Here is a 25,717-nt window from a genome sequence, read left to right as displayed (position 1 = left end):
TCCCGTGGGTCGAAAGGAGTGACCTGCGATGACGACGCCCGCGAACAGCGGTCCGCACGGCGGGGCGAACAAGCCCGAGGACGAAGATCCGTTCGGCTACCTCTACGCGGACGGGCAGGCTGCCGGTGCCACCCCGCCCGGTTCCGGCGGTGGGTACGGATATCCCGGCCCCGCGGCCGGTGGGCAGGCCGGCGCACAGCCGGGCGTGCCCCGTACCTCGTACAACCAGGTGCGCACGGTCGGCGACCGGCGCGGCCAGCGCGGTGCCGTCCCGTACCAGCCGGGACCGGCGCAGCAGGGCCAGCCGGGCTACCAGGCCCAGTACCAGGCCCCCGAGGCGCTCCAGGCCGGCGGCTACGGCGTTCCGCAGCAGCAGACGCAGTCCCAGCCGCTGCCCGACAACGGCGGGCACGGCGGGCGCGGTGGCGGCGGATCGAGCCGTCGCGGTCTGCTCATCGCGGCGATCGCGGTGGTGGCCGCCGTGGCGATCGGCATCGGCGCGGCCCTGGCCTTCGGTGACAAGGGCGACAAGGACCAGGCGAACGGCTCCGGCAAGCAGTCGGCGGCGCCCAAGGACAACTCCCCGGGCCCGCAGCCGAGCGGCTCCGCGCAGCCCTCTGACGGCCCGCTGCCCAAGGCGGACGCCTCGGGCGCGGGCATGACCCTGACGGGCGGCGCGGCGCTGACGAGCACGGTGCCCGGTGCGAAGAGCGCGGGCGGCCAGTACGTCGGCAACTTCAACCAGCCGGGTGCGGCGCTGACCTGGAGCCTGGACGTGGCCAAGGCGGGCCTGTACGCCGTCTACATCAGCTACAACGTTCCCGGCAAGGACGCCAAAACCACGCTCACCGTCAATGACGAGAAGCAGGAACGTCCGATAAACATGGCCAACTTCGCCAAGGCCAAGCCCGGCGAGTGGGACAAGTGGACGTACACGTACTCGCTGGTGGACCTCAAGAAGGGTCCCAACACCGTCAAGATGTCGTGCGAGACGGGCAACCAGTGCGAGATCATCATCGACCAGCTCTGGCTCCAGAAGCCGCCGTCGTAGCGGGAGGTCAGCCGGCCTGACCGGCCGTCACCTTCACCGACCCCCGTACCTCTTCGTAGGTGCGGGGGTCGAACTCTCCCGCCGCCGGGGCGTGGACGGTGGCCGCCGAGAGGGCGACGGCGCGGGTGAGGCGGGCGGGCCAGTCCAGGCCCTCGGTCAGGGCCGAGAGCAGGCCCGCGACGGCGGAGTCACCGGCTCCGGTGGGGTTGCCGCTCAGCGGGCGGGGCGGTGCCGCCTGCCAGGTGCCCTCGGCGGTGGAGGCGAGCAGGCCGGCCGGGCCGAGGGAGGTGACCACCGCGTGGGCACCTCGGCGGCGGGCGTCGCGGGTGGCGGGCAGCGGGTCGCGGGAGCCGGTCAGTTCGGCCAGCTCGGCGGCGTTCGGCTTGATCATCTCGGGGCGGGCGGCGACGCCCCGGCGCAGCGCTTCGCCGCTGGTGTCCAGCAGTACGGGGACCCCGGCGGCGCGGGCGGTGCGGACGAGTACGGCGTACGCGCCCACGGGCACGCCCGGCGGCAGGCTTCCGCACAGCGCGACCGCGCGGGCCCCGGCCAGGAGTTCCTCGTAGCGGGTCAGGAACCGGGCCCATTCCGCGGGAGTGATCTGCGGGCCCGGCTCGTTGAACTGGGTGGTGTCGCCGGAGGCTTCGTCGACGACGGCCAGGGTGCGCCGGGTGGTGCCCGCGCAGGGGACCAGGGCGTCCGTCACGCCGGGTCCGGCGGCCAGCAGTTCCCGTACGACGGCGCCCACCGCCCCGCCCGCGAAGCCGGTCGCCGTGACCTGGTGGCCCAGTGCGGCGAGTACGCGGGCGACGTTGACGCCCTTGCCGCCGGGGCGTTCGGTCGCGCCGGTGACCCGGTGCGAGGTGTGCGGGAGCAGCCGCGGCACCCGGTAGGTGACGTCGAGCGCGGCATTGAGGGTCACGGTGAGGATCATGGTCAGCCCCGGTCTTGGTGTGTGCCGGGATCATGCCAAACCGCGGGCCGTCCGCCCAGTCCGCGGGGCGACGGCCCGTCACCGTCCAGCCGATCGGCGCCTCACACGCCGGGGTTGACGATCCATTCGCCGCGCCGCATGACGCCCTTGAGGTCGAAGGCGGCGTCCAGGACGACGAGGTCGGCGTACTTGCCGGGCTCCAGCGAGCCGACCTGGTCGTACAGGCCGATCAGCTTGGCCGGGTTGGCGGAGATCGCCTGGACCACCGATTCGACGGGCAGCGCGTCGACGGTCACCGCGCGCTTGAAGGCGGTGTCCAGGGTCAGAGTGGAGCCGGCGATCGAGCCGCCCTCCACGAGGCGGGCGACGCCGTCCTTGACCTCGACCTCCAGCGGCCCGAGGTGGTAGGTGCCGTCGCCGAAGCCGGCCGCGTCCATCGCGTCGGTGATCAGCGCGACCCGGTGGGCGCCCGCGTGGTGGAAGGCCAGTTCCAGCATCGCCGGGTGCAGGTGCGTGCCGTCGTTGATCAGCTCGACGGTGACCCGCTCGTCCTCCAGCAGCGCGGCGATGGGGCCCGGCGCGCGGTGTTCGAGGCCCGGCATCGCGTTGTAGAGGTGGGTGGCGACGGTGGCGCCCGCGTCGATGGCGCGGCGGGTCTGGTCGTAGGTGGCGTCGGTGTGGCCGATCGCGGCGATGACCCCGTGCTCGGCCAGCAGCCGTACGGAGTCCAGGCCGCCGGGCAGTTCGGTGGCGAGCGTGACCATCCGGGCGGCGCCGTGCGCGGCGTCGACCAGTTTGCGGACCTCGGCCGGGTCCGGGTCGCGCAGCAGCTCCGCCTTGTGGGCGCCCTTGCGGCAGGCGTTGATGAAGGGCCCCTCGAAGTGGATGCCCGCGATCTCGCCCTGCTGCGTCAGTTCGGCGAGGAGTCCGGCGCGGCGGGCGAGTTCGTCCAGCTCGCCGGTGACGGTGGAGGCGACGAGGGTGGTCGTGCCGTGCTCGCGGTGGGTCCGTACGCCCTTGAGGACCTCCTCGGCGGTGCCGGAGGTGAAGGAGGCGCCACCGCCGCCGTGGTTGTGCATGTCCACGAAGCCGGGGACGATCCAGTGCCCGGTGAGGTCGGCCACGGGTGTGGCCGGGGACGCGCTGCCCGCGATGCGCTCGCCGTCGACGATGACGCGGCCGCCCGCCACGGTCCCGGTGGGCAGCACCACCTTGGCACCGGACAGAACAGTGCTCTGTGTGCTTGCGGCCATCAGGCAGGTACCTCCGTGGCGAGTAGGTCCCAGGCGAGCAGGCCTGCGCCCAGGCATCCGGCGGTGTCCCCGAGGGCCGCCGGAACGATCTCGGGCAGCCGCTGGAACGTCACGCGCTCCTCGACGGCCGTCCGAAGTGGTGTGAACAACGTTTCCCCCGCCTCCGCGAGCCCGCCACCGATGATCACCGTGCGCGGGTCCAGCAGGGTGATCGCGGTGACCAGCCCGTCGGCGAGGGCGCCGATGGCGGCCAGCCACACCTGGCGGGCGCGGGCGTCGCCGGACTCGACGGCCTTGGCGCAGTGCGCGGCGTCGGCGTCGGGGTCGCCGCTGGCGGCGGCCCAGGCGCGGCTGACGGCGGAGGCGGAGGCGAGGGTCTCCAGGCAGCCGTGCTGGCCGCAGCCGCAGGCCGGGCCGCCGGGGCGGACCACGATGTGGCCGATCTCGCCCGCGTAGCCGTGGGCGCCCGCCTCGATGCGGCCGCCCAGGCCGATGGCGCCGGCGATGCCGGTGCCGAGCGGGACGAACAGGAACCGGTCGGCGTCCCGGCCGGCGCCGATGCGGCCTTCGGCGAGGCCGCCCGTGCGCACGTCGTGCCCGAGGGCCACCGGGATGCCGCCGAGGCGGGCGCTGAGCAGCTCGCGCATGGGTACGTCGCGCCAGCCGAGGTTCGCGGCGTAGACGGCGGTCCCGTTCTCGGCGTCGACGATGCCGGGTACGGCGACGCCGGCGGCCGAGGCGGCCCGGCCGAAGCGTTCGCGGCCCAGGGCGAGGAGTTCGGCGGCGAAGCCGAGGATCGTCTCGACGACGGCTTCGGGGCCCCGCTCGCGGCCGGTGGCGCGGCGCGCCTCGTGCAGCAGGGAGCCGTCCCCGGCGATGAGGGCGGCCTTCATCCCGGTGCCGCCCACATCGAGGGCGATGACGTGTTTCACGGGTTTCACAGAAGACAGTCTCGCGTGCTCGGGAGGCAAAGGTCTAGTCCATTGGAAGGAATGTTGAGTGGCCATGCAAATCCGGGAGCCCGCTCCGGCAACGGTCCGGACACGGTCCGCACGAGCGGTGCGCTCCGGATGTGAAGTAGCCGGAAAGTGGTGTAGACCTTACGACGAATAGTAGGTACGACAAGGGGTGGATCAGAACTGTGAAGGGCCGTTACCTGAGCCTGGCCGCGACCGGGGCCGCGCTCTGCCTGGCCGCCGTGACCCTGACGGGCTGCGGAACCGTGCAGGGCCTCACCGGGAACAACGAGGTGACCCTGCGGGTCGTGGCGGCCGACTACGGCGACAATCCGCAGAACTCCTCCGCCGCCTACTGGAAGGACCTCGCGAGCTCCTTCGAGAAGACCCACCCCGGGGTCAACGTCGAGGTCAGCGTCTACTCCTGGACCGAGGTCGACGCCAAGGTCGCCGAGATGGTCAAGGCGCACAAGGCCCCCGACATCGCTCAGATCGGCGCCTACGCCGACTACGCGGAAGCCGGCAAGCTCTACTCCGCCGAGGAACTGCTCTCCGTGCAGACCGAGGCCGACTTCCTGGCCCCGCTCGCCGACGCGGGCAAGGTCGGGCAGACCCAGTACGGCATGCCCTTCGTGGCCAGCACCCGGCTGCTCTTCTACAACGAGAAGCTGCTCGGTGACGCCGGTGTCATACCCAAGGACGCCAAGGGCGGCTGGCAGCCCAAGAGCTGGGCGGACCTGGAAGCGGCCGCCAAGAAGCTCAAGGCCGCCGGTGTCCAGACCCCCTTCGCGCTGCCGCTCGGCCGGGAAGAGGCGCAGGCCGAGACGATGATGTGGATGCTGGCGGGCGGTGGCGGCTACACCGACAACGAGGACAGCTACGACATCGACTCCGCGGACAACATCAAGACCTTCGAGTTCCTGCGCGACAAGATGGTCGGCCAGGGGCTGACCGGCCCCGTCGAGCCGGGCAAGCTCGACCGGCAGGCCGCCTTCGACGCCTTCGCGCGCGGCGAGGTCGGCATGCTCAACGGGCACCCGACCCTGCTCAAGCAGGCCGGCGGCAAGGGGATCAAGTTCGGGATGGTGCCGATGCCGACGGCCGACGGCACCGACCACCCGACGATGGGCGTCGCCGACTGGGTCATGGCCTTCAAGAACGGCCACAAGGCGGAGACGGGCAAGTTCCTCGACTACCTGTACGAGGCGAAGAACGTGACGGCCTTCACGAGCAAGTACGACCTGCTGCCCGTGACCACCACCGGCTACCGGGCCATGGAGGCCGCCACCGGGGGCTCCGCGCCGCAGCTCAAGACCTTCCTGACGGCGCTGCCGACGGCGCGGCTGTACCCCGTGGGCAAGAAGTCGTGGGCCGGGGTGAGCGAGGGCGTCAAGCAGAACATCGGCAAGGTGGTGCAGCCGGGCGGCCGGCCGGACAAGGTGCTCGGCGACATCGCGGAGTCGGCGCGCAAGGCGGACGGCGACCGCTGAGGCGGGGCCTGCGGGGGCCGGTCGGGGGGCCGGTGGGGGCCTGGTGGGGTGCTCGGCCCGGCCGGGGGCGTGTCGGTGGGCGGCGTTAATCTGGCCGTATGACGGACGACGGGCGATTGACGGCCGCCGAGGCCGCCGTGCTCGCGTACGAGGGACGAACCTGGTCCGGGCCCGGAGCCAAGGAACGGGCCATCCGGGAAGGGCTGGGGATGACCCCGGTCCGGTACTACCAGCTGCTCAACGCCCTGATGGACGATCCGCGGGCCCTGGAGCACGCCCCGGGCACCGTCAACCGTCTCCGGCGGATCCGCGCGGCGCAGCGGGCCCGGCGATAGCAGTCGTACGACTGGACCGTTAGGGTCGTCCCTATGGGGAGCCATGCGCACGATACGCCGATGCCCGTGCCCGCCACCGCCGCCGGACGCGAGGGGCTCGAAGCCCTCCTCCGGACGCCGCGCCGATCCGTCGTAGCCCTCGACTTCGACGGCACCCTCGCCGAGATCGTTCCCGACCCCGACCAGGCGCGCGCCCACGCGGACGCCGTACCGGCGCTGTCCGCGCTCGCGCCGGAGGTGCTGGCCGTGGCCGTCGTCACCGGCCGGCCGGCCGGGGTCGCCGTGCGGCACGGCGGGTTCGCGGGGGTGCCCGGGCTGGAACACCTCGTCGTCCTCGGGCACTACGGGGCCGAGCGGTGGGACGCCGTGAGCGGGCTCGTCCACGCGCCCGCCGAGCACCCGGGGGTGGCGGCCGTACGGGCCGAGCTGCCGGGGTTCCTGGAGTCGATCGGGGCGTGGCGGGGGACCTGGATCGAGGAGAAGGGCCGGGCGCTGGCCGTCCACACCCGGCGGGCGGAGGATCCGGAGGCGGCGTTCGAGGCGCTGCGGGGGCCGCTGGCGGAGCTGGCGGCGCGGCACGGGCTGATGGTGGAGCCGGGGCGGGCGGTGCTGGAGTTGCGGCCGCCGGGGATGGACAAGGGCGTCGCGCTGACGGAGTACCTGGAGGAGGTCGGCGCGGAGGCGGTGCTGTACGCGGGGGACGACCTGGGGGACCTCGCCGCGTACGCCGCCGTCGAGAAGCGGCGGGCGGAGGGGGTGCCGGGGCTGCTGGTCTGCAGCTCCTCTGAGGTCCCGGAGCTGGCCTCCCGGGCCGACCTGGTCCTCCCGGGGCCGGCCGAGGTCGCCGGCTTCCTCGCCGCCCTCGCCGCGCGGCTCCGCCCCTGACCTCTCGGCCCCGCCGTTTCCGCCCCGCCGGTCGTGGCGCGGTTGCGGCCGGCCCCCGCCAGTCCAGCCTCGCCGGCGTTTGAGGCGCGGGGTGCGGGGCGGAGCCCCGCGGGCCCGGGCGCAGCCCGGGTTGCCGCTGCGCGGAGCCGTCCCCTACCCGCCCTTCCACCGTTCCCCGGGCTCCACCCGGACCCGCGCCTCAAACGCCGGCGGGGCTGGTAGACCGGCTCTGGCCGGGTGACGCCTCACGCGCCGGCGGGGCTGGGGGTGGAGGGGTCAGGGGGACTGGAGGGCGGAGAGTTGGGCCGTGAACCAGGCCGTCGGGGGGAGGGCGGTGGCGGCGGCCGCGAGGCGCTTCGTGCGCTCCGCCCGCTCCGCGTCCGGCATCGCCAGCGCCGCGTGCAACGCCGCCGCCGTCTCCGACACGTCGTACGGGTTCACCGTCAGCGCGTCCGAGCGGAGCTCCTCGTACGCCCCCGCCCCCGTCGACAGCACCAGCGCGCAGCCCGCCTCCGACACCACCGGGATCTCCTTCGCCACCAGGTTCATCCCGTCCCGGACCGGGTTCACCAGCGCCACGTCCGCCATCCGGTACGCCGCCAGCGAGCGCGCGAAGTCGTCCTCCACCGAGACGAGCACCGGCTGCCAGTCCGCCGTGCCCAGCTCCGCGTTGATCTCCGCCGCCAGGTCCCGGACCGCCGCCGTGTACTCCCGGTAGACCGCCAGGTCCTGCCGTGAGGGGTACGCCGACGCCATGTGCACCACCCGCTTCCGCCACTCCGGGTGCGTCGTCAGCAGCTCCCGGTACGCCAGCAGGCCCCGCAGGATGTTCTTGGACAGCTCCGTCCGGTCCACCCGGACGATCGTCTTGCGGTCGCCGGCCTCCGCCCGCAGCCCCGCCAGCTTGTCGTCGACCTCCGGCCGGTGCGCCAGCGCCCGCAGGTCGTCGGCGTCCACGCCCAGCGGGAAGGACCGTACCTCGGTCGTGCGCCTCGGCCACACCGACTCCCGCCGGTGTTCCACGATCCCCTCGCGGACCTCCTCCGCGCTGCCCTCCGCGCCGTCGAACGGCATCGCCGACAAGAACGCCCGCGCCCATTCCCCGGTGTGGAAGCCCAGCAGGTCCGCCCCGAGCATCCCCCAGGTCAGCTCCTCCACCACGTAGCGCGGCAGCATCCGCAGGACGTCGTACGAGGCCCACGGCGTGTGCGTGAAGTGCGCGATCCGCAGGTCGGGGCGCAGCCCGCGCAGCATCCCCGGCACCAGCGCCAGCTGGTAGTCCTGCACCAGCACCGCCGCGCCCTCGCCCGCCTCCGCCGCCAGCGCGTCCGCGAAGGCCCGGTTGTACAGGACGTACGCGTCCCAGCGGCGCCGGAACTCCGCGTCGAAGACGGGCTCGCGCGGGATGTCGTACAGGTGGTGGTGGGTGAACCAGAGCACCGAGTTCGCGATGCCGTTGTAGGCGGCGTCGTACACGGCGGGATCGATGTCCAGCATCCGGACGCCGGGCTCGGAGACGCCCCGCCGCACCGCTTCCCGGTCGCCCTCCGACAGCGCCGCGCAGATCCAGACCGCGTCGGGCTGCTCCGCGAGCGCCGCGGAGAGTCCGGAGACCAGACCGCCCCCGCCGCGCCGGGCGCTGAGGGTGCCGTCGGGGGCGTGGGCGTACGAGAGGGGGCCGCGGTTCGCGGCGACGAGTACCTGGGAAGCCATGCCGCGAACCTAACCCCGTCGCACGCGCCTCAAACCCGCCGCCGCGCCACGCCACACGTCACGTCATGTCACTCGTCTCGTCACATCACGCCACGCGGCGCACCGCGTACTCCTCGATCTCCAGCATCGGCGGCCGCTCCTCGGTGTCCACGGCGTACGTCCGCGCCACGAAGCCCTGCGGGCCCCGTTCGAACTGGGTCAGCGCCGGGCGTATGAGGTGGCCGCGCGAGAGCCGCAGCTGCGCGGTGCGGTAGATCGCCGCGGCCATCCGGCCGAGCGCCTGCCCGTCCTGGTGGCGGTGCAGCCGTACGCCGACGTCCACCTGGGCCAGCGCGTCCAGCCCGACCGTGTGCAGCGCGTCCACCAGCAGGCCCAGCTCCACGCCGTAGCCGACGGGGAAGGGGAGACGTTCCAGCAGCGAGCGCCGTACGGCGTACTCGCCGCCCAGCGGCTGGACGAACCCGGCCAGCTGCGGCCAGTGCAGGTTCAGCAGGGGCCGGGCCACCAGTTCCGTGACGCGGCCGCCCTGCCCCGGCGCGTCGCCCAGCGGCCGGTCGTACATGGCCTTGACGAACTGCACGTCGGGTTCGGTCAGCAGCGGGCCGACCATGCCGGAGACGAACGCGGAGGAGAAGTCCCGCAGGTCGGCGTCCACGAAGCAGACGATGTCGCCGGTGGTGGCGAGCAGCGAGCGCCACAGCACCTCGCCCTTGCCGGGCACCGCCGGGAGCCGCGGCAGGATCGCATCGCGGTGCACCACGCGCGCGCCGGCCTTCGCGGCGACCTCCGCCGTACGGTCGCTCGACCCGGAGTCGACCACGACCAGCTCGTCCACCAGGGGGAACGGCAGCCCCTCGATCAGGTCGCGGCGGATCACCTCGACGATCGCGCCGACCGTGGCCTCCTCGTCGAGCGCGGGCAGCACCACGCTGATGGTGGCTCCCGACGCGCGCTTGCGCTCCAGCAGCCGGCCGAGCGGACGGTCGTCGGCTGACCAGGAGCGGTCGGCCAGCCAGCGCTCCACCTCTTCCAGCACTTCGGGCACTCCCGGGATCGATGGGTTCGGGGCGAACGGGGCGGCGGGCGGTTTCGGGCGAAATACGATCCATCTCGCCGTTCGGACGGCTGTCTCAACCACCCGGGCCTTCGGTTACAGTCTTGAACAACGCGAAGGGCCACGGCATGCCGGGGTCCTCGCGTACAAACGCCCGGACGCGCCGCAGAGCGCGCTCCGGTGCCATACCGCTCATCCAGAGGGGCAGAGGGACACGGCCCGTTGAAGCCCCGGCAACCCTCCAGTCGGTTCTCGCGATCGCGCATACAGCGACGTCAGCGAGGTCCCCGGCTAGGGAAGGTGCCAATTCCGTCTCATGGCGAAGTGCGCCATGGGGAAGATGAGGAGAAAGGGCCTCGCCATCATGGCTGCACCATCTGTCGCCACCTCTGCCGCTTCCACCGGCACCTCCGTCGATCTCGGACCCGCCACCGGACTGTCCTGCCGCGAATGCGGAACCCGCTTCGAGCTCGGCCCGATCTTCGCCTGCGCCGAGTGTTTCGGACCGCTCGAAGTCGCATACGACCTGCCGACCGGTGACCCGGAGGCGCTGCGCGCCGCGATCGAGGCGGGCCCCGACAACATCTGGCGCTACGCGCCGCTGCTGCCCGTCCCGGCGGACGTGGCCTCCAAGCCCAGCCTGAACCCGGGCTTCACCAAGCTCGTGGACGCGGCCAACCTGGCCAAGGAGCTCGGCGTCACCGGCAAGCTCTACGTCAAGGACGACTCCGGCAACCCGACGCACTCCTTCAAGGACCGCGTCGTCGCCATCGCCGTGGAGGCCGCCCGCGCGTTCGGCTACACCACGCTCTCCTGCTCCTCCACCGGCAACCTGGCCGGCGCCGTCGGCGCCGCGGCCGCCCGGGCCGGCTTCCGTTCCTGCGTGTTCATCCCGCACGACCTGGAGCAGGGCAAGGTCGTCATGGCCGGTGTCTACGGCGGCGACCTCGTCGGTATCGAGGGCAACTACGACGACGTCAACCGCTTCTGCTCCGAGCTCATCGGCGACCCGCTGGGCGAGGGCTGGGGCTTCGTCAACGTCAACCTGCGCCCGTACTACGGCGAGGGTTCCAAGACGCTGGCCTACGAGATCTGCGAGCAGCTCGGCTGGCAGCTGCCCGACCAGATCGTGATCCCGATCGCGTCGGGCTCGCAGCTGACGAAGATCGACAAGGGCCTCCAGGAGCTGATCAGGCTCGGACTGGTCGAGGACAAGCCGTACAAGATCTTCGGCGCGCAGGCCGAGGGCTGCTCGCCCGTGTCGACGGCCTTCAAGGCCGGTCACGAGGTGGTGCGCCCGCAGAAGCCGAACACCATCGCCAAGTCCCTGGCGATCGGCAACCCGGCCGACGGCCCGTACGTCCTGGACATCGCCCGCCGCACCGGCGGTTACGTCGAGGACGTCAACGACGAGCAGGTCGTCGAGGCCATCAAGATCCTCGCGCGGGCCGAGGGCATCTTCGCCGAGACCGCGGGCGGTGTGACCGTGGGCGTGACGAAGAAGCTCATCGAGAACGGGCAGCTCGACCCCTCCCTGACCACGGTCGTCCTCAACACCGGTGACGGCCTCAAGACCCTGGAGGCGGTGGCCTCGGACAGCGGCCAGACCGCCACCATCCGCCCCAGCCTGGACGCGTTCCGCGCCGCCGGCCTGGCCTGAGGCACGACCCACCCCCACCGCTTCCGGAAAGGCAGCAGCGCCATGAGCGTCAACGTCCGCATCCCCACCATCCTGCGCACCTACACCGGCGGACAGGCCGAGGTGCCCGCCGAGGGCGCGACCCTCTCCGAGGTCATCGAGTCCCTGGAGAAGGACCACCCGGGCATCGCGGCCCGTGTCCTGGACGACCAGGGCAAGCTGCGCCGCTTCGTGAACGTCTACGTCAACGACGACGACGTGCGCTTCGAGGGCGGCCTGCAGACGCCGACGCCGGCCGGCGCCGGAGTCTCGATCATCCCCGCCGTGGCCGGCGGCTGCTGACGCCCGGTTCCCCGGTCGCAGTCACGTGTAGTCACACCTGAATTACCCCCTCCGCTAAAAGTGGAGGGGGTAATTCTGCTTGGTTGGGCGCGGTAGAGTTGGGGAAGTCCCCTCCGCTGTTCTTGCCCGCCGCATATGAGCGGGCCGCCGGAGGGTTGACATTGAGTCAACATGCGCGTCTGGTATGGGCCTTTGGTGACGGATGTCGGGCCCGAGTTGCCCGGGAATATGCCTACTTTTCACGTGATTTCCGTATTCCTTCTTGTCCAGAATTCTCGTCGGAATGACCTGTTGCAGACAGCACCGGTGCGGATACATTCAGCCGCGGTCGAGGCGTTCCGGCGCAAGTTCTGACCCGGGTCCGCGAAGTGCGGTCCTGCGCAAGGGCCAGTAATAGGGGAGTTAGGCATGGCTCAGGGCACCGTCAAGTGGTTCAACGCGGAGAAGGGCTACGGCTTCATCGCGGTCGACGGTGGTGCGGATGTGTTCGTCCACTACAGCGCCATCCAGATGGACGGGTACCGCACCCTTGAAGAGGGTCAGCGGGTCGAGTTCGAGATCTCGCAGGGCCAGAAGGGTCCTCAGGCGGACATGGTCAAGCTCGCACTCGGCTGACCCGGCGCGATCGACCACCGACGCAACAGGTCTTCAGACGCCCTGCGTCCTTGAGGCGTCAGGCGCACGAGGGGCCCACATCCCGGACAGGGGATGTGGGCCCCTCGTGCGTCCCCGGCCGGGTCTTGGCCCGGCGTTGCCGAAGCCGCTTGCACTCGACGGGGTCGAGTGCTAATCATTGGCGTTAGCACTCTCCAGGTGAGAGTGCTACTGAAACGAGGACCGGGTCGGTGAGGCCCGAGGGTCCGGCGGGAAGGAACCGCCGGGCTCGCAGGCCGTCCGTCGCGGGCGCGGACGCGGTCCAGGAGCAATCCACCCCAGTCCTGGAGGACCACTTCAGATGGCCAAGATCATTTCGTTCAACGAGGAGGCCCGGCGCGGTCTCGAGCGTGGCATGAACCAGCTCGCCGACGCCGTCAAGGTCACCCTTGGCCCCAAGGGTCGCAACGTCGTCCTTGAGAAGAAGTGGGGCGCCCCCACGATCACCAACGATGGTGTGTCCATCGCCAAGGAGATCGAGCTCGAGGACCCGTACGAGAAGATCGGCGCCGAGCTGGTCAAGGAAGTCGCCAAGAAGACGGACGACGTCGCGGGCGACGGTACGACCACCGCCACCGTGCTGGCCCAGGCGCTCGTCCGCGAGGGCCTGCGCAACGTGGCCGCCGGCGCCAACCCGATGGCCCTCAAGCGTGGTATCGAGAAGGCCGTCGAGGCCGTCTCCGCCGCCCTGCTCGCGCAGGCCAAGGATGTCGAGACCAAGGAGCAGATCGCTTCGACGGCCTCCATCTCCGCCGCCGACACCCAGATCGGCGAGCTCATCGCCGAGGCCATGGACAAGGTCGGCAAGGAAGGCGTCATCACCGTCGAGGAGTCCCAGACCTTCGGTCTGGAGCTCGAGCTCACCGAGGGCATGCGCTTCGACAAGGGCTACATCTCGGCGTACTTCGCCACCGACATGGAGCGTATGGAGGCGTCGCTCGACGACCCGTACATCCTGATCGTCAACTCCAAGATCGGCTCGGTCAAGGACCTGCTGCCGCTCCTGGAGAAGGTCATGCAGTCCGGCAAGCCGCTGCTGATCATCGCCGAGGACGTCGAGGGCGAGGCCCTGTCGACCCTGGTCGTCAACAAGATCCGCGGCACCTTCAAGTCCGTCGCCGTCAAGGCCCCGGGCTTCGGCGACCGCCGCAAGGCCATGCTCGGTGACATCGCCATCCTCACGGGCGGCACCGTCATCTCCGAGGAGGTCGGCCTCAAGCTGGAGAACGCCGGTCTCGACCTGCTCGGCCGCGCCCGCAAGGTCGTCATCACCAAGGACGAGACGACCATCGTCGACGGCGCCGGTGACAGCGACCAGGTCCAGGGCCGCGTCAACCAGATCCGCGCCGAGATCGAGAACTCCGACTCGGACTACGACCGCGAGAAGCTCCAGGAGCGCCTCGCGAAGCTGGCCGGCGGCGTGGCCGTCATCAAGGCCGGTGCCGCGACCGAGGTCGAGCTCAAGGAGCGCAAGCACCGCATCGAGGACGCCGTCCGCAACGCGAAGGCGGCCGTCGAAGAGGGCATCGTCGCCGGTGGTGGCGTGGCCCTGCTCCAGGCCTCCTCGGTCTTCGAGAAGCTGGAGCTCACCGGTGACGAGGCGACCGGCGCCAACGCCGTGAAGCTCGCGCTGGAGGCCCCGCTCAAGCAGATCGCCGTCAACGGTGGTCTCGAAGGCGGCGTCGTCGTCGAGAAGGTGCGCAACCTCCCGATCGGCCACGGTCTGAACGCCGCGACCGGCGAGTACGTCGACATGATCGCCGAGGGCATCATCGACCCGGCGAAGGTCACGCGCTCCGCGCTGCAGAACGCCGCGTCCATCGCCGCGCTGTTCCTGACCACCGAGGCCGTCATCGCCGACAAGCCCGAGAAGGCCGGCGCCGGCGCGCCGGGCGGCATGCCGGGCGGCGACATGGACTTCTGATCGGCCCCGGCTGATCGGCAGTCCGCACCACGCTCCACGTTCCGAGGGCGGCACCCCCCACCGGGGGTGCCGCCCTCGGGCGTTCCCGGCCGCGCCCGCGCCCGCGCCCTCGTCCGCCCGCGCCCTCGTCGTCCGCGCCCCCGCCGCGTACGTCCTTGCCCGGCACTCGGGACGCGACCGCATCCTGCGGGCCGGTCTGGTTGACTCGGGGTATGAGCGAGAGCAGCGGAGCCGGCGGGCCCTTCGTGAAGATCTGCGGGCTGCGGACCGGGCGGGACGTCGAGGCGGCCGTGGAGGCCGGGGCGGATGCCGTGGGGTTCGTCTTCGCCGCGGGAAGTCCCCGGACCGTCGACGCCGCCACCGTGCGGGGCCTCGTCGGGCGAGTGCCGGCGGGGGTGCTCACCGTCGGGGTGTTCCGCGGGCAGTCCGTGGAGGAGGTGCGGCGGCTGACGCAGGAGAGCGGGGTGCGCTCCGTACAGCTCCACGGCGACGAGGGCCCCGAGTACTACGAGGAACTGCGCGCGCAGGGGCGGACGCTGATCCGCGCCACCGCCACCGCCGTCGCCGCCGCCGGGGAGTACGGCGAGGACCTGCTGCTGCTCGACGCCCCCGACCCCGGCTCCGGCAAGCCGTGGAACTGGGGCTCCGAGGAGTTCACCGCGCCCCGCGGCCGCTGGCTGCTGGCCGGGGGCCTCGACCCCGCCAACGTCCGGGCGGCGCTGGAGGCCACCGGCGCCTGGGGCGTGGACGTCTCCAGCGGCGTCGAGCGGGAGCGCGGGGTGAAGTCACCGGAGCTCATCCGCGCGTTCCTGGCGGCAGCGCGCGACCGCAGTCGCTGAACGCAACCGCCCGGCTACGCTGGGCGATGAATCCGGCATGGCTCGCTCCGCCTGCGGGCAGACACTCTGCATGACCACGGATCTGCTCGGCTGGCTGGGACGCCTGACCTCCCGCCTCGCCCCGGGAGGCGGTGGCGGAGCGGCGGTTCCCGGGCCCCGCCGCGCCCCCGTCTTCACCGCCGACTTCGCCTCCCCCACCCAATGGGTGGCCGGCCGTTCCTGGGCGTATCCCGACGGCGGCCCCGTCAACCCCGGCGACAACAAACTCGACTACCTGGTGGAAGACCCCGCGTACAGCCGCAGCGGTGTCTTCCGCGCCACCCGCCGCCCCGACGGCAACTGGGATACCGGCCTGCTCACCACCGAGGGCAGCGACGAGGGCTTCATGGTGCGTACCGGCGACGTGCTGGAGGCCCGGGTGCGGCTCCCCGCGGAGCTGGGGGCCTGGCCCGCGATCTGGACCTGGCGGGACGGCGGTCAGGAGATCGACGTCTTCGAGTACCACCCCGACAACCCCGACCTGCTCGAACTCTCCAACCACGTCCGCGAGGCACACCGCTACCACCGCGACCCCTCGGTCCGGCCGGGCGCCTGGGTCGACCTGCGCGTGGAGTTCGGGCGGAAATCGGTCGTCTGGTGGGTCAACGGCGCCCGCGTCTTCTCCGACCGCAGGGGCGTCGGCCGCGGCTGGCGCGCGTACCTCATCGTCAACCTGTCGGTGTGCGCGGGCAATTACCACCCGGCGCCGGAGCCGGAGGTCGCCGAGATGTCCTACGAGGTCTCCGAGCTGCGCGTGTACCGGGACGGTACGTAGTACCGCACCGCCTCAGCGGCCGGGCGGGGGGTCGTCCTCGGGCCGGAGGGCGGTGCGGACGCCGGTGACGACCACGGTCACCAGGCAGAGGGCGATGACGGTCTCGGCCCACAGGAATGCGAACCAGTCCAGCACGCAGCCGATCGGCGGCGTTCCGGGGGCGGTGTTGCGGAACGCCGAGAGGGCGAACAGGGTGGCGGCCATCCAGGCGAGGGCGGGCCAGACCAGGCCCTTGCCGCGGGTCGCCAGGTACCAGGCGCCGAGGAGCACGGACGCCGCGAGCGCCCACATCACCACCATCATGAAGACCGCGAACAGGAGCACGCTGCCCGACCGGGACAGCCTCAGCGCCAGGGCGGCCTCCTGCCGGGAGGGCGCCCGCCGGGCGGAGGCGGAGAAGAGCGTGTCGTTGTTGGAGAACAGCAGGCGCACGGGCACCTGCTTGCCGCCCAGCTGCGCCCGGAACCCGATCGCCGTGTCGTAGGTGTCGAACGGGTAGTCGCTGATCGACCCGCCCGTGAGCGCGACCTGCGTGTCCGTGGTCGCGAGCCGCTCGTGCGCCTTGAACTCCAGGTCTTCGCGGGTGGCCCCGGAGGTCTGGAGGCTGAGATCGGCCACCGGCGCCGCCCCCTCCGCCTCGCCGAGGGCCCCGCGCGGGGTGACCCACAGGCGCAGCACCAGCTCCCGGGCCTTGGCGTCGACGCTTTGGACGACGGCCTCCACGTCCACCCGGTCGGCGGCCGAGGATCCGACGGTGTGGACCGCGTCGACGGCCTGCCGCTCGGTGAACTGCAGCCAGGAGCCCACGCCCACCGCCACCACGATCAGGACCGCGACGGGCAGCAGCACCGGCAGGATCGACGCCCCGGAGCGGCGGCCGGCAGGCGGGTCCCGGGGCGGGTCCCGGGGCGGGTCCGAGGGCGGGTCGGGAGGCGGGTCCGAGGCGGGGGGCATGGTGGCTCCGACGAGGTGGGGAGGGGCGTCCCATCGTGTCGGCGGGCCCTGGGCCGAGGCCGTGACCACTCCGCGTGCACCCGAACGCTTCACCCGGTAGCGTCGAAAGCGCGCGCATTTCCGGCCATGACGTTCCCAACGAACCACCGCGGCCCGGTCCCGTCAGCGGCCGCCGATGTCGGCGAAGGAACGAGACCACATGCCACAGCACACCCTGCACGCGGTGACCGCCGCGGCCGCTCTGGCCTGCCTGGCAGCGCTCGGCCCCGTACCGACCGGCCCCGCGGGAGCATCCGCCCGCGCCACCGGAACGCCCGGCACGGCCGCCCCGACGCCCGGCACCGTGGCCCCCCGGTTCGTGCCCGGCGCCTGTCCGAAGCCGCCCGAGCCCATCGAGGCGCTGCGCACGGCGCGGTGCGGTTTCCTGGAGGTCCCCGAGAACCGCTCCCGCCCCGGCGGCCGGACCATCGAGCTGGCCGTGGCGCGCATCGCGGCGGCCGAACCGGCGAAGCCCGCACAGGACCCCGTGGTGTTCATGGCGGGCGGCCCCGGCGCCGACACCTTCGACGACATCCCCTTCCTCATCGACTCCGGCCTGAACAAGGGCCGCGAGCTGATCGTCATGGCCCAGCGCGGCAACCTCTACGACCGGCCGAACCTCGCCTGCCCGGAGGTCGACCGGTTCAACGCGCGGGCCGTGGGCCTGGGCTACGACTCACAGCAGGCAGAGCAGGTCATGCTGAAAGCGGTGAAGGACTGCCGCGCCCGCCTGACGGCCGGCGGCGTCGACCTGAGCGCCTACAACAGCACCGAGAACGCCGCGGACTTCGCCGACCTGCGCACGGCGCTGGGCATCCCCCGGTGGAACGTCTACGGGTACTCCTACGGCAGCAACCTGGCCCTCACCTACCTGCGCCTGCACCCCGAGGGGATCCGCGCGGTGGCGATCGACTCGGTCGCACCTCCCCGGTTCGTGACCCTGCCGTGGGCGTGGGGCAGCACCGCCGAGGGCATCCGCACCATCTTCGAGGCGTGCGCGGCACAGCCCGCCTGCAAGGACCGCTACCCGGACCTCCCCCGCACGCTGACGGAGCAGGTGCGCAAGCTGGAGACCCACCCCCTGACGCTGGACGTCACGCCGCCGAACGGCGGCAAGCCGGTCAAGACCGTCCTCGACGGGGGCGCGCTGCTGAACCTGATCGTCGCCTTCACCCCCCGCCCCAAGGACATCCCGGCGGCGCTGGACGAGCTCAGCCGCGGAAACCCGGAGCGCTTCGCCAAGGCCCGCGCGGCCGGCTCGGTCCAACACGCCGGCGTGTTCGCGCACGGCCTGACGAACTCGATCGCGTGCAGTGAATGGGCGCCGGGCCACTCGGAGCGCGACGTCCTCGACGCGGGCCGCAAGGCCTTCCCCGGATGGCCCGACTCCGTCCTGGCCCAGGCGCCGCAGCTGCCCTTCCAGTACCCGGTGTGCGGGATCTGGGACGTTCCCGACCGCGCGAAGATCCAGCGGGTGCCCACGGTCAGCCCGGTCCCGGCGCTCGTCATCTCCGGCACCTTCGACGTGAAGACCGGGGCGAGCTGGGCGAAGGGCGTGGCCCGCGACCTGTCCCGCTCGACCGCCGTACAGGTCCCCGGGATCGGCCACTGGGTGGTCCCGCAGTCGCCCTGCGCGCAGCGCGTGCTGGCGTCGTTCTTCGCCCGCCCGACCGCTCCCGACACCTCGTGCGTGGACGGTCTCGAACCCGAACCGTTCACGATCATCCCGAAGTAACCGGGAGGGCAGATGACACGCCATCACGCGCCTCGGCGGAGCACCGTGCGCATAGCGGCCGGTCTCCTCGTCGGCGGCCTGCTCGCAGCGCCCGCCCATGCCCAGTCCCGCACCGGCGCCGGCCCGAGCCCCAGCCCCGGGGCGCCGATCGGCACGGCCGCCCGCACGGTGGGCGACGCCCGCTACGCACCGGGCCCCTGCCCCAGGACACCGGAACCGATCGAGGCGCTCAAGGGAGCCCGCTGCGGAACCCTCACCGTCCCGGAGAACCGCGCCGAGCCGAAGGGCAAGACGATCAGGCTCGGTGTCGCGATCGTCCCCGCCAAGTCGGCCACACCGAAACCCGACCCCATCGTGTGGCTGGCGGGCGGCCCCGGCGACGACGCGGTCGGCGAAGCGAAGATGGCGATCGACGGCGGCCTGAACCGCGACCGCGACGTGATCTTCATGTCGCAGCGCGGTACGTACTCGGCCGAGCCGAACGTCCTGTGCCCCAACATCGACGAGTTCAACGCGAAAGCCGTCGGCCTCGTCTACGACGCGCCGTCCACCGAGCGCCTGCACGTCGCGGCCACGAAGGCCTGCCGCGACCGGCTGGCGGCCCGCGGCATCGACCTCGGCGCCTACAACGACACCGAGAGCGCCGCCGACTACGAGGACCTGCGCAACGCGCTCGGCGTCCCGCAGTGGAACCTGTACGGCATCTCCTACGGCACCCACCTGGCACTGGTCTCCATGCGCCTGCACCCGGCCGGCCTCCGCTCGGTGGGCATCGATGGCATCCTGCCGCCGTCCAAGGGCGGCTCGGCCCTGACCTGGAGCAGCGCCCGGCAGGGCATCGACGGCCTGTTCAAGGCGTGTGCCGACCAGCCCGCCTGCAACAAGCGCTACCCGAACCTGCCGGCCACCTTCGAGAGGCTCGTCCGCGACCTCGAAGCCAAGCCGGTCACGACCACCGTCACGCTCCCCGGGACCGACAAGCCGGTGAAGGTCGTACTGGACGGCGGGGCGCTGGTGACCTGGATGACCTCCGCCACCCACGTGGCGCCCCAGGTCCCGATCGCCCTGGACGAGCTGGCGCACGGCAAGCCGCAGCGGATCGCCCGGCAGTGGGCAGGCGGCAAGCTCAGCCCGGCGGCCATGGGCAGGGTCGCGCACGGTCTCGTCTACGGCGTCTTCTGCAGCGAGTGGACACCGTACGAGAGCCAGGAACAGGCGCTGCGGGGCGGGCAGGCGGCGTTCCCGTCCTTCCCCCGGTCGGTGCAGGCCCAGGCCCCGCAGCTCACGTTCCTGCGTCCCGACTGCGACGTCTGGAACGTCCCCGCGGCGGCGCCCTCGATCCGGGACGTCACACGCGGCGACATCCCCACCCTGGCCCTGTCGGGCAGCTTCGACTCCCAGACCGGCGCGGACAACGGGCCGTACGTCGCCCGTACGCTGCCCAAGGCGAAGGTCGTCACCGTCCCCTACGAGCCGCACGTGGTGTTCGCGACCTCGAAGTGCGCCCAGGAGATCGCCGTCTCCTTCTTCGACGACCCGGCGGCGCCGGACACGGGATGCCTCAAGGGCCTCAAGCCGCCCGCGTTCGAGATCGGTTCCTGAGCGGGCGGTGACGCGTGCGTCAGCGCGGCAGGGAGTTCAGCAGGGCGGCGCCCCGCTCGGCGTCGTCCACGCTGACCGCGAAGTCCCTGCCCCGGGAGCGGACCACGAGGCAGGGGCCCCGCCGCACCATCACCGTGGTACCGAGCCCGCTGATGCGGTAGCCCCAGCCGCCGACCTGCACGGGCCTGCGCTCCTCCACGCGCGCCGGTGCCTCGAAGTCGGCGGGGGCCCAGCGCCGCACGGGCCGCCCGAGCGGCCCGTAGGCCACCTCCAGCGTCCGCCCCGTGATCCGTACGGTCACGGAGGCGAACACCAAAAGCAGCAGTGCCGACAGGAGCAGCACCACAGCCGGCGCCCACACCACGACCACCGGCCCGACGAGTCCGGCGACCGCGAGCCCGACCGCGATGAGGGCGAGGAAGACGGCCGTGGCCTGCATCCACCGGTTCGCCGCGTGTGACTGCCACAGAACCTGTTCGGCCCGGGCCATGACGCCTCCAGAAATCCGTCGCGGAGAGCCGTCCTCGGAGTCTCCCCCCTCCTCCGATTCTCCACCCGCAGGCCCTCGCGCACCCCGGGGTCTACGGTGAGAAGTGATCAGGTCGGCATGTGGTCCCCGCAGCTCTGGGAGGCCGGAGATGAGCGACGAACGTGAAGCGTTCCTCGAATGGGCGCGGACCCGGCTGCGGGACGCGGAGACGGCCGTGCACAACGGGGACGCCGGGCCGCGCTTCGCGATCTGGTCCCGGCGCGAGCCGGTCGCGGTGATGGGCGCCTGGAAGTCGGCCGTCGGCTCCGAGCAGGTCGGCGCGCTCTTCCACGAGCTGGCCGAGGCGTTCTCGGACTGCACCTCCTACGAGCACGAGATCGTGGCGGCGGACGTGGTCGGCGACATGGCCTACACCACCGGCTACGAACGCACCCAGGTCCGCGTCAACGGCGAGCCGCGCCGGTACGTCCTGCGCGCGACCCAGGTCTACCGCCGCGAGGACGGCGAATGGAGGGTCTGCCACCGTCACGCGGACACGCTGGAGACCGACCGGACCTGATCGGTCCGTTCCGGTGGTCCGTTCCGGCGGTCCGTTCAGCCGGTCCGTTCAGGCGGTCCGTTCAGGCGGGGGCGCCGAACGAGGAGCCGACGCCGTCCTCCTCGATGGACTCCACGAGCGGGTTCGCCCGCAGGCCGGCGACCTGGTCCGGGGACAGCGGCGCGGCGAAGCCGTTCATCGCGCTGCGGAAGACGTGCACCGGCCTGATGCCGTGGTGGGCCGCCACCATGGCCGGGTCCATGCCCCGGTGGACGGTCACCACGTACGTCGGCCACTCGGCCGGAGCGGAGTGCGGCGCGGGGTCGTGAGTGGCGGCGATGACGGCGGTGACCGGCAGGGCGGCCACGGCGGCGAGGGCGGTGACGGCGACGGCCGCCCGGCGGGTCCAACTCGGTCGAGAGCGCATGGGCGCGAGGCCATCACGCACGCGGGTCCCGGTCAACGACGCCCGGCGGCGTGCCCCGGCCCGGCGGTGGTGAACACCGAATGCGCCCCCTCCCTGTCGGCCAACCGGGCGAGGCTCCTCAAGGCGCACCGGTAGGTGCCCGATGCAGGGAAGGGGCGCGCCCCTCCCGGTGCACTCGTCCGTGGGCGGCGGGCCCCGCATCCCCCGCCGCCTCCCCGGGAGCTCCTCCATGCGCCTGCTCGCCCGTGTGACGACCGCCGCCCTGCTCGCCATGACCCCCGCCCTCACCGGCAGCGCGTCCGCCGCGGCCCCCGAGCCGACCCCGGCACCGCTGATCGCCTCGACGGACGCGGTACCCGGCCAGTACATCGTCACGCTGGACAAGGGCGTCGACGCGGCCGCGCTGACGAGGAAGCTGGGCCTCAAGCCCAGGTTCATGTACCGCCACGCCATCAACGGCTTCGCCGTGCCGATGACCCGGCTCCAGCTGGAGGCCGCACGCAAGACCGTCGGGGTGAAGACGGTCGAGGAGGACACGAGGATCTCGGCCGTGTCGGACGGCCCGGACGACGACGGGCGGGCGATGGGCTCCCCGACGTCGCTCTGGGGCCTGGACCGGATCGACCAGAAGACGCTGCCGCTCGACGACGACTTCACCACCAAGGGCAACGGCGCCGGGGTGACGGCGTACATCCTGGACACCGGCATCGACTACGACCACGACGAGTTCGACGGCCGCGCGACCTTCGGCTTCGACGCCGTCGGCGACGGCAGGCAGGGCATGGACTGCCAGGGCCACGGCACGCACGTCGCGGGAACGGTCGGCGGCAAGACGTACGGGGTCGCGCGCAAGACCGACCTGGTCGCCGTCCGCGTCCTGGGCTGCGACGGCACGGGCTCCTACTCGGGCATCATCGCCGGCATGGACTGGGTCGCGAACAACGCCAAGCAGCCCGCGGTCCTGAACGCCTCCCTCGGCGGCCCCTGGTCCGAGGCGGTCAACAACGCCGCGAACGCCCTCTCCGACCGGGGGGTCCTGCCCGTCGTCGCGGCGGGCAACAGCTCCGAGGACGCGTGCAACGTCTCGCCCGCGTCCGCCGACCGCGTGGTGACGGTGGCGGCGAGCAACAGGTGGGACGAGGAGACGAGCTTCTCCAACTACGGCCGCTGCGTCAGCCTCTACGCACCCGGCCAGGACATCACCTCCGCGAAGCTCGGCGGCGGCAGCGTGGCCCTGAACGGTACGTCCATGGCCTCGCCGCACGTCACCGGTGTCGCGGTGCTCTACAAGCAGGCGCACCCGGCCGCGACCCCGGCGGAGGTCGCGGGCTTCCTGGGCGACGCGTCCACCAAGGACGTCCTGACCAGCGTCAGTGCGGGCAGCCCCAACCGGCTGCTCTTCACCAACGGTCTCTGAGCGACCCGACGAAGTCGGCCCAGGCCTGCGCGTGGAACACCACGTGCGGGCCTTCGGGCCGCTTGGAGTCCCGGACGGGGACGATGCCGGGGTGGCCGTCGGAGACTTCGAGGCAGTCGCCGCCGTCGCCCCCGCTGTACGTCGACTTCCGCCAGGTGGCCATCTCCAGGCAGTCGCCGCCGCTGCCGCCGCTGTAGCTGGACTTGTGCCAGCTGGCTGCCGACAGGTCGTACTCATGCAAGCTGATCATGTTCGTAATCCTCCGCCACCGACTCGATCAGAGCTAGCGACTCCCGCGGGGAAAGCGCGTTGGCCGTGAGGAGATCGTAGGTCAGGGTGCGTTGGGCCACCGTGGCCGGATCGTCGAACAGCTGCCCAGTCCCCATTCCCTGGACGTAGGCGAGCGGGGGAGCGTCGTCGAAGGACATGAGCTTGAGGGAGCCCAGCAGTCCCGCGTGGAAACCCGCGCTGAACGGCAGTACCTGCACGATGATCCGGTGCGACCGGATCAGGCTCGCGATGTGACGCAGGGCCTCGGCGAGGATCGACGGGTCGTTCCCGCTCCGGCGCAGGATCGCCTCGTCAAGCACGCACCAGAACAGGGGCGTTGTTGGATCGCCGAGCAGCGCCGCCCGGTCCAGGCGGTTCCTGACCAGCTCGTCGATCACGTCCTCCGTCGCCGTCGGCTGGTAGGCGCGGAACACGGCCCGCGCGTACGCCTCCGTCTGCAACAGACCTGGGACGATCAGCGGCGCGTACTCCCGGATGGTCTTCGCCAGCGCCTCCGCTTCGGCCGCAGCCGCGAAGTGGTCCGGGTACTTGGACTTGGCCGCTGCCTCGCAGTTGCGGGTGAAGAACCCGTCCGTGCGGAGGATGTCGTCTATCTGGCGGGCGACATCGAGGTGCATCCGGCGCGTTCCGGCTTCGAGTTGACCGATGAACGAGCCGCTGACGAAGAGTCGTTCGGCCAGTTCGGCCTGAGTGAGGCCCGCGCGTTCGCGGGCGACTCGCAGTTCCGCGCCCAGGAGGGCGCGGGGCGAGGAGGAGGGGTCGAGGTTCTTTGGTCCCGGCATAACAACTCCTGGTCCAACACGTGCGTTTGTGCAGGGTCCGACGTTGAAAGGCTAGCTACCGAGTGGCCACTCTGTGTGTAGAATGCGATTACCCAGAGCGAAAGGGAAACGTCATGGTGCTCACGCCGAAGGAACGGATGCTGGCGGCCGAGGAGGCCGTGGGGCAGTTGAAGGAAGCCCTCGGTGATGTGGGAGTGGTCTTCCCGTCGCTGGGCGTGGACGGGGTGTCCGCCGCCGGGACGTACGGGCTGCCGCTGGTCGACCTCGGGCGCTGCAACCTCGACACCGCGCTGCGGCTGGCCGCCGTGCTGCACGAGCGGGCGCATCCGTGACGGGAGACGAACGGGCGCGGTGCGAGGCGGTCTTGAAGGGGCTGGCCGAGGCTGCGCGCGGGTGGGAGTTCGAGCTGGCGTGGAAGTTGTGCTGGCTGGAGAAGGGGATGGTGAGAGCCGGGTGGAAGCGTGCGGGCATGGGCCTTTCGGTGCGGGTGGCGCAGGACGGGCGCAGCGGACTGTGGACCGCTGTCGGGGATGACGGGAGGCGGAGGGTGAGCGAGACGGCCGACACGGCGGACGAGGCGACGGCGTTGGTGCAGGAGGCGTTCGGTCTCACGGCGTGGCGGCCCCAGCCGCCCCCGCCACCGGGCTGGCAGCGGTTCTCGCTGGTGCACAGCCCGGCCGGCGAGTTCCCGAGTTTCGAAGACAGACGCTACGACGCGATCAAGGCGTCCCCGCCGACCGGGTGCGTGGTCCAGGACTTCGGCGGGTGCTTCGGGCTCCGCTGCGAGCGGCCGGGGGCGCGGCTGCTCGACGCGGTGGCGCCGCTGTGCGGGGAGATCCGGGCCCGGTACGGGCTGCTGATGACGGGTCTCGGGATCGAGAAGCTGTGGGAGTGGTCGCAGGACGGCCCGGACGGCTGGGGCGCGGAGATCGTGGGCCAGCTGCTGCTGATGGCCGCCGAACGCGGCCCGAAGCTGGGCTACGACGTGGAGGACCTGGTGACCTACCTCCGCACCGCCGCCGGGCAGCGCGGGGCGTGATCAGGGGGTGCGGACGTACTCGACCTGGGCGAGGGGGGTGCCGTCGCCGAAGTCGTGGGTGCGCACGGCGCCGGATTCGGTGAAGCCGGACTTCACGTAGAAGCGACGTGAGCGGGGGGTGTCGCGCAAAGTCCAGAGGTGGGCGCCGCGGTATCCGTCCTCGTGCAGGCGGTCCAGTGTCGCGCCCATCAGGGCTGCGGAGACGCCGGTTCCCCATGCGTCGGGGTGGGCGAAGAACGTGCGTATCTCCGCCAGGCGCGGCCGGTCCGGGGACGGGCCGGTGAAGGACAGGGCCAGCGGACGGCCGTCGAGTTCGGCGAGCAGGATCGTGCCGCTGTCGTCGGTGACGCGGGCGTGCCAGCGGGTGCGCCGTGCGCGTACCTCGCGGGAGGCGAACTCCGCCTCGAAGAAGGGGGCGTAGGCCGCTTCCCACGAGGCGGCGTGGATCTCCCCGAGCACGTCCCCGTCGGACGGCGTGGCGCGGCGAATCTCGATCATCCGATCACCTTACGCACGCCGT

At 72.0% G+C, this 25,717-nt stretch carries 27 protein-coding genes and 1 riboswitch; of the genes, 16 read left to right on the top strand and 11 right to left on the bottom strand.

The features are described 5' to 3' along the window. Window positions 1–28: 28 nt before the first annotated feature. Window positions 29–1,051 (top strand): carbohydrate-binding protein, encoded by a 1,023-nt coding sequence (locus ACIA6C_RS10510; protein ID WP_399274288.1) that lies wholly within the window; start codon window positions 29–31, stop codon window positions 1,049–1,051. Between the two features lie 7 nt (window positions 1,052–1,058). Here the strand turns inward: ACIA6C_RS10510 and ACIA6C_RS10505 are convergent, their stop codons facing one another. The 3 genes from ACIA6C_RS10505 to ACIA6C_RS10495 form a co-directional block, all read right to left on the bottom strand. Then, the gene (locus ACIA6C_RS10505) at window positions 1,059–1,985 is read right to left on the bottom strand and encodes a 1-phosphofructokinase family hexose kinase (protein ID WP_399274287.1); all 927 of its coding nucleotides are present in this window, start codon (window positions 1,983–1,985) and stop codon (window positions 1,059–1,061) included. Window positions 1,986–2,086: 101 nt separating this feature from the next. After that, window positions 2,087–3,238: an N-acetylglucosamine-6-phosphate deacetylase gene (gene nagA / locus ACIA6C_RS10500; protein WP_361138187.1), complete on the bottom strand. Its 1,152-nt coding sequence runs from the start codon at window positions 3,236–3,238 to the stop codon at window positions 2,087–2,089. After that, window positions 3,238–4,170, bottom strand: coding sequence for an ROK family protein (locus tag ACIA6C_RS10495; RefSeq protein WP_399274567.1), 933 nt, complete (start codon window positions 4,168–4,170; stop codon window positions 3,238–3,240). The genes nagA and ACIA6C_RS10495 overlap by 1 nt, the downstream gene beginning before the upstream one ends. Window positions 4,171–4,394: 224 nt before the next feature. Here ACIA6C_RS10495 and ACIA6C_RS10490 point away from each other — a divergent pair, with 224 nt between their 5' ends. The 3 genes from ACIA6C_RS10490 to otsB all read left to right on the top strand — a co-directional run bounded on the left by ACIA6C_RS10490 (window position 4,395) and on the right by otsB (window position 6,904). Beyond that, a complete protein-coding gene (locus ACIA6C_RS10490) occupies window positions 4,395–5,684 on the top strand; it encodes an extracellular solute-binding protein (protein ID WP_399274566.1) in 1,290 nt (429 codons plus the stop codon). Window positions 5,685–5,782: 98 nt separating this feature from the next. After that, window positions 5,783–6,019, top strand: a complete 237-nt coding sequence (locus ACIA6C_RS10485) for a DUF3263 domain-containing protein (protein ID WP_136213770.1) — start codon at window positions 5,783–5,785, stop codon at window positions 6,017–6,019. 33 nt (window positions 6,020–6,052) lie between these two features. Continuing rightward, window positions 6,053–6,904 (top strand): trehalose-phosphatase, encoded by an 852-nt coding sequence (otsB, locus tag ACIA6C_RS10480; RefSeq protein ID WP_399274285.1) that lies wholly within the window; start codon window positions 6,053–6,055, stop codon window positions 6,902–6,904. Window positions 6,905–7,180: 276 nt separating this feature from the next. Here the strand turns inward: otsB and ACIA6C_RS10475 are convergent, their stop codons facing one another. Beyond that, window positions 7,181–8,617, bottom strand: a complete 1,437-nt coding sequence (locus ACIA6C_RS10475; protein ID WP_399274283.1) for a trehalose-6-phosphate synthase — start codon at window positions 8,615–8,617, stop codon at window positions 7,181–7,183. A gap of 85 nt (window positions 8,618–8,702) precedes the next feature. Continuing rightward, window positions 8,703–9,653, bottom strand: a complete 951-nt coding sequence (locus ACIA6C_RS10470; RefSeq protein WP_366083306.1) for a glucosyl-3-phosphoglycerate synthase — start codon at window positions 9,651–9,653, stop codon at window positions 8,703–8,705. Between the two features lie 207 nt (window positions 9,654–9,860). Then, window positions 9,861–10,018, top strand: a riboswitch (SAM riboswitch). A gap of 17 nt (window positions 10,019–10,035) precedes the next feature. On the opposite strand from ACIA6C_RS10470, the gene thrC reads away from it, so the two are divergent. The 6 genes from thrC (at window position 10,036) to ACIA6C_RS10440 (ending at window position 15,883) form a co-directional block, all read left to right on the top strand. Then, window positions 10,036–11,331: a threonine synthase gene (thrC, locus tag ACIA6C_RS10465; protein WP_399274281.1), complete on the top strand. Its 1,296-nt coding sequence runs from the start codon at window positions 10,036–10,038 to the stop codon at window positions 11,329–11,331. A gap of 42 nt (window positions 11,332–11,373) precedes the next feature. Further along, window positions 11,374–11,652, top strand: coding sequence for a MoaD/ThiS family protein (locus tag ACIA6C_RS10460; RefSeq protein ID WP_399274279.1), 279 nt, complete (start codon window positions 11,374–11,376; stop codon window positions 11,650–11,652). A 408-nt stretch (window positions 11,653–12,060) separates the two neighbouring features. Beyond that, window positions 12,061–12,267, top strand: a complete 207-nt coding sequence (locus ACIA6C_RS10455) for a cold-shock protein (protein ID WP_030009783.1) — start codon at window positions 12,061–12,063, stop codon at window positions 12,265–12,267. Between the two features lie 340 nt (window positions 12,268–12,607). Beyond that, a complete protein-coding gene (groL, locus tag ACIA6C_RS10450) occupies window positions 12,608–14,230 on the top strand; it encodes a chaperonin GroEL (RefSeq protein ID WP_190187179.1) in 1,623 nt (540 codons plus the stop codon). 212 nt (window positions 14,231–14,442) lie between these two features. Continuing rightward, a complete protein-coding gene (locus ACIA6C_RS10445) occupies window positions 14,443–15,069 on the top strand; it encodes a phosphoribosylanthranilate isomerase (protein WP_399274277.1) in 627 nt (208 codons plus the stop codon). A gap of 70 nt (window positions 15,070–15,139) precedes the next feature. Further along, window positions 15,140–15,883, top strand: coding sequence for a beta-glucanase (locus ACIA6C_RS10440; RefSeq protein ID WP_399274275.1), 744 nt, complete (start codon window positions 15,140–15,142; stop codon window positions 15,881–15,883). A 12-nt stretch (window positions 15,884–15,895) separates the two neighbouring features. Here the strand turns inward: ACIA6C_RS10440 and ACIA6C_RS10435 are convergent, their stop codons facing one another. Continuing rightward, complete coding sequence (locus ACIA6C_RS10435; RefSeq protein WP_399274563.1) at window positions 15,896–16,738, bottom strand: DUF4436 family protein; 843 nt, start codon at window positions 16,736–16,738, stop codon at window positions 15,896–15,898. A 298-nt stretch (window positions 16,739–17,036) separates the two neighbouring features. On the opposite strand from ACIA6C_RS10435, the gene ACIA6C_RS10430 reads away from it, so the two are divergent. After that, window positions 17,037–18,611, top strand: coding sequence for an alpha/beta fold hydrolase (locus ACIA6C_RS10430; protein ID WP_399274273.1), 1,575 nt, complete (start codon window positions 17,037–17,039; stop codon window positions 18,609–18,611). Between the two features lie 12 nt (window positions 18,612–18,623). Next, window positions 18,624–20,213: an alpha/beta hydrolase gene (locus tag ACIA6C_RS10425; protein WP_399274271.1), complete on the top strand. Its 1,590-nt coding sequence runs from the start codon at window positions 18,624–18,626 to the stop codon at window positions 20,211–20,213. A gap of 19 nt (window positions 20,214–20,232) precedes the next feature. On the opposite strand, the gene ACIA6C_RS10420 is transcribed toward ACIA6C_RS10425, so the two are convergent. Beyond that, on the bottom strand, window positions 20,233–20,703 hold the full coding sequence (locus ACIA6C_RS10420; RefSeq protein WP_399274269.1) for a hypothetical protein: 471 nt from the start codon (window positions 20,701–20,703) through the stop codon (window positions 20,233–20,235). 148 nt (window positions 20,704–20,851) lie between these two features. Between ACIA6C_RS10420 and ACIA6C_RS10415 the strand changes: the two genes are divergently transcribed. Continuing rightward, the gene (locus ACIA6C_RS10415; RefSeq protein ID WP_399274267.1) at window positions 20,852–21,262 is read left to right on the top strand and encodes a nuclear transport factor 2 family protein; all 411 of its coding nucleotides are present in this window, start codon (window positions 20,852–20,854) and stop codon (window positions 21,260–21,262) included. Window positions 21,263–21,323: 61 nt separating this feature from the next. On the opposite strand, the gene ACIA6C_RS10410 is transcribed toward ACIA6C_RS10415, so the two are convergent. Beyond that, complete coding sequence (locus tag ACIA6C_RS10410; RefSeq protein WP_399274265.1) at window positions 21,324–21,668, bottom strand: protease inhibitor I9 family protein; 345 nt, start codon at window positions 21,666–21,668, stop codon at window positions 21,324–21,326. Window positions 21,669–21,897: 229 nt separating this feature from the next. Between ACIA6C_RS10410 and ACIA6C_RS10405 the strand changes: the two genes are divergently transcribed. Then, the gene (locus ACIA6C_RS10405; RefSeq protein WP_399274263.1) at window positions 21,898–23,085 is read left to right on the top strand and encodes a S8 family peptidase; all 1,188 of its coding nucleotides are present in this window, start codon (window positions 21,898–21,900) and stop codon (window positions 23,083–23,085) included. Here the strand turns inward: ACIA6C_RS10405 and ACIA6C_RS10400 are convergent. Continuing rightward, entirely contained in the window at window positions 23,069–23,335 is a 267-nt protein-coding gene (locus tag ACIA6C_RS10400) for a DUF397 domain-containing protein (protein WP_399274261.1), read from the bottom strand. The two genes, ACIA6C_RS10405 and ACIA6C_RS10400, sit on opposite strands and share 17 nt — an antisense overlap. Continuing rightward, window positions 23,319–24,158 carry a helix-turn-helix domain-containing protein gene (locus tag ACIA6C_RS10395; protein WP_399274259.1) on the bottom strand — a complete coding sequence of 280 codons (840 nt, stop codon included), beginning with the start codon at window positions 24,156–24,158 and terminating at the stop codon, window positions 23,319–23,321. Before ACIA6C_RS10395 ends, ACIA6C_RS10400 begins: the two co-directional genes overlap by 17 nt. Window positions 24,159–24,271: 113 nt before the next feature. Here ACIA6C_RS10395 and ACIA6C_RS10390 point away from each other — a divergent pair, with 113 nt between their 5' ends. Further along, window positions 24,272–24,490, top strand: a complete 219-nt coding sequence (locus ACIA6C_RS10390) for a hypothetical protein (protein ID WP_329197123.1) — start codon at window positions 24,272–24,274, stop codon at window positions 24,488–24,490. A 215-nt stretch (window positions 24,491–24,705) separates the two neighbouring features. Further along, on the top strand, window positions 24,706–25,197 hold the full coding sequence (locus tag ACIA6C_RS10385; RefSeq protein ID WP_399274257.1) for an amidase: 492 nt from the start codon (window positions 24,706–24,708) through the stop codon (window positions 25,195–25,197). Here ACIA6C_RS10385 and ACIA6C_RS10380 read toward each other — a convergent pair whose 3' ends face one another. After that, the gene (locus ACIA6C_RS10380) at window positions 25,198–25,695 is read right to left on the bottom strand and encodes a GNAT family N-acetyltransferase (RefSeq protein ID WP_399274255.1); all 498 of its coding nucleotides are present in this window, start codon (window positions 25,693–25,695) and stop codon (window positions 25,198–25,200) included. Between the last annotated feature and the right edge of the window lie 22 nt (window positions 25,696–25,717).

This window comes from Streptomyces sp. NPDC051578 (genome assembly GCF_044454045.1).
Taxonomy (GTDB): Bacteria; Actinomycetota; Actinomycetes; order Streptomycetales; family Streptomycetaceae; genus Streptomyces.
The sequence above is the reverse complement of the archived record's forward strand: the minus strand, read 5'-3'. Positions and strand labels throughout refer to the sequence as shown.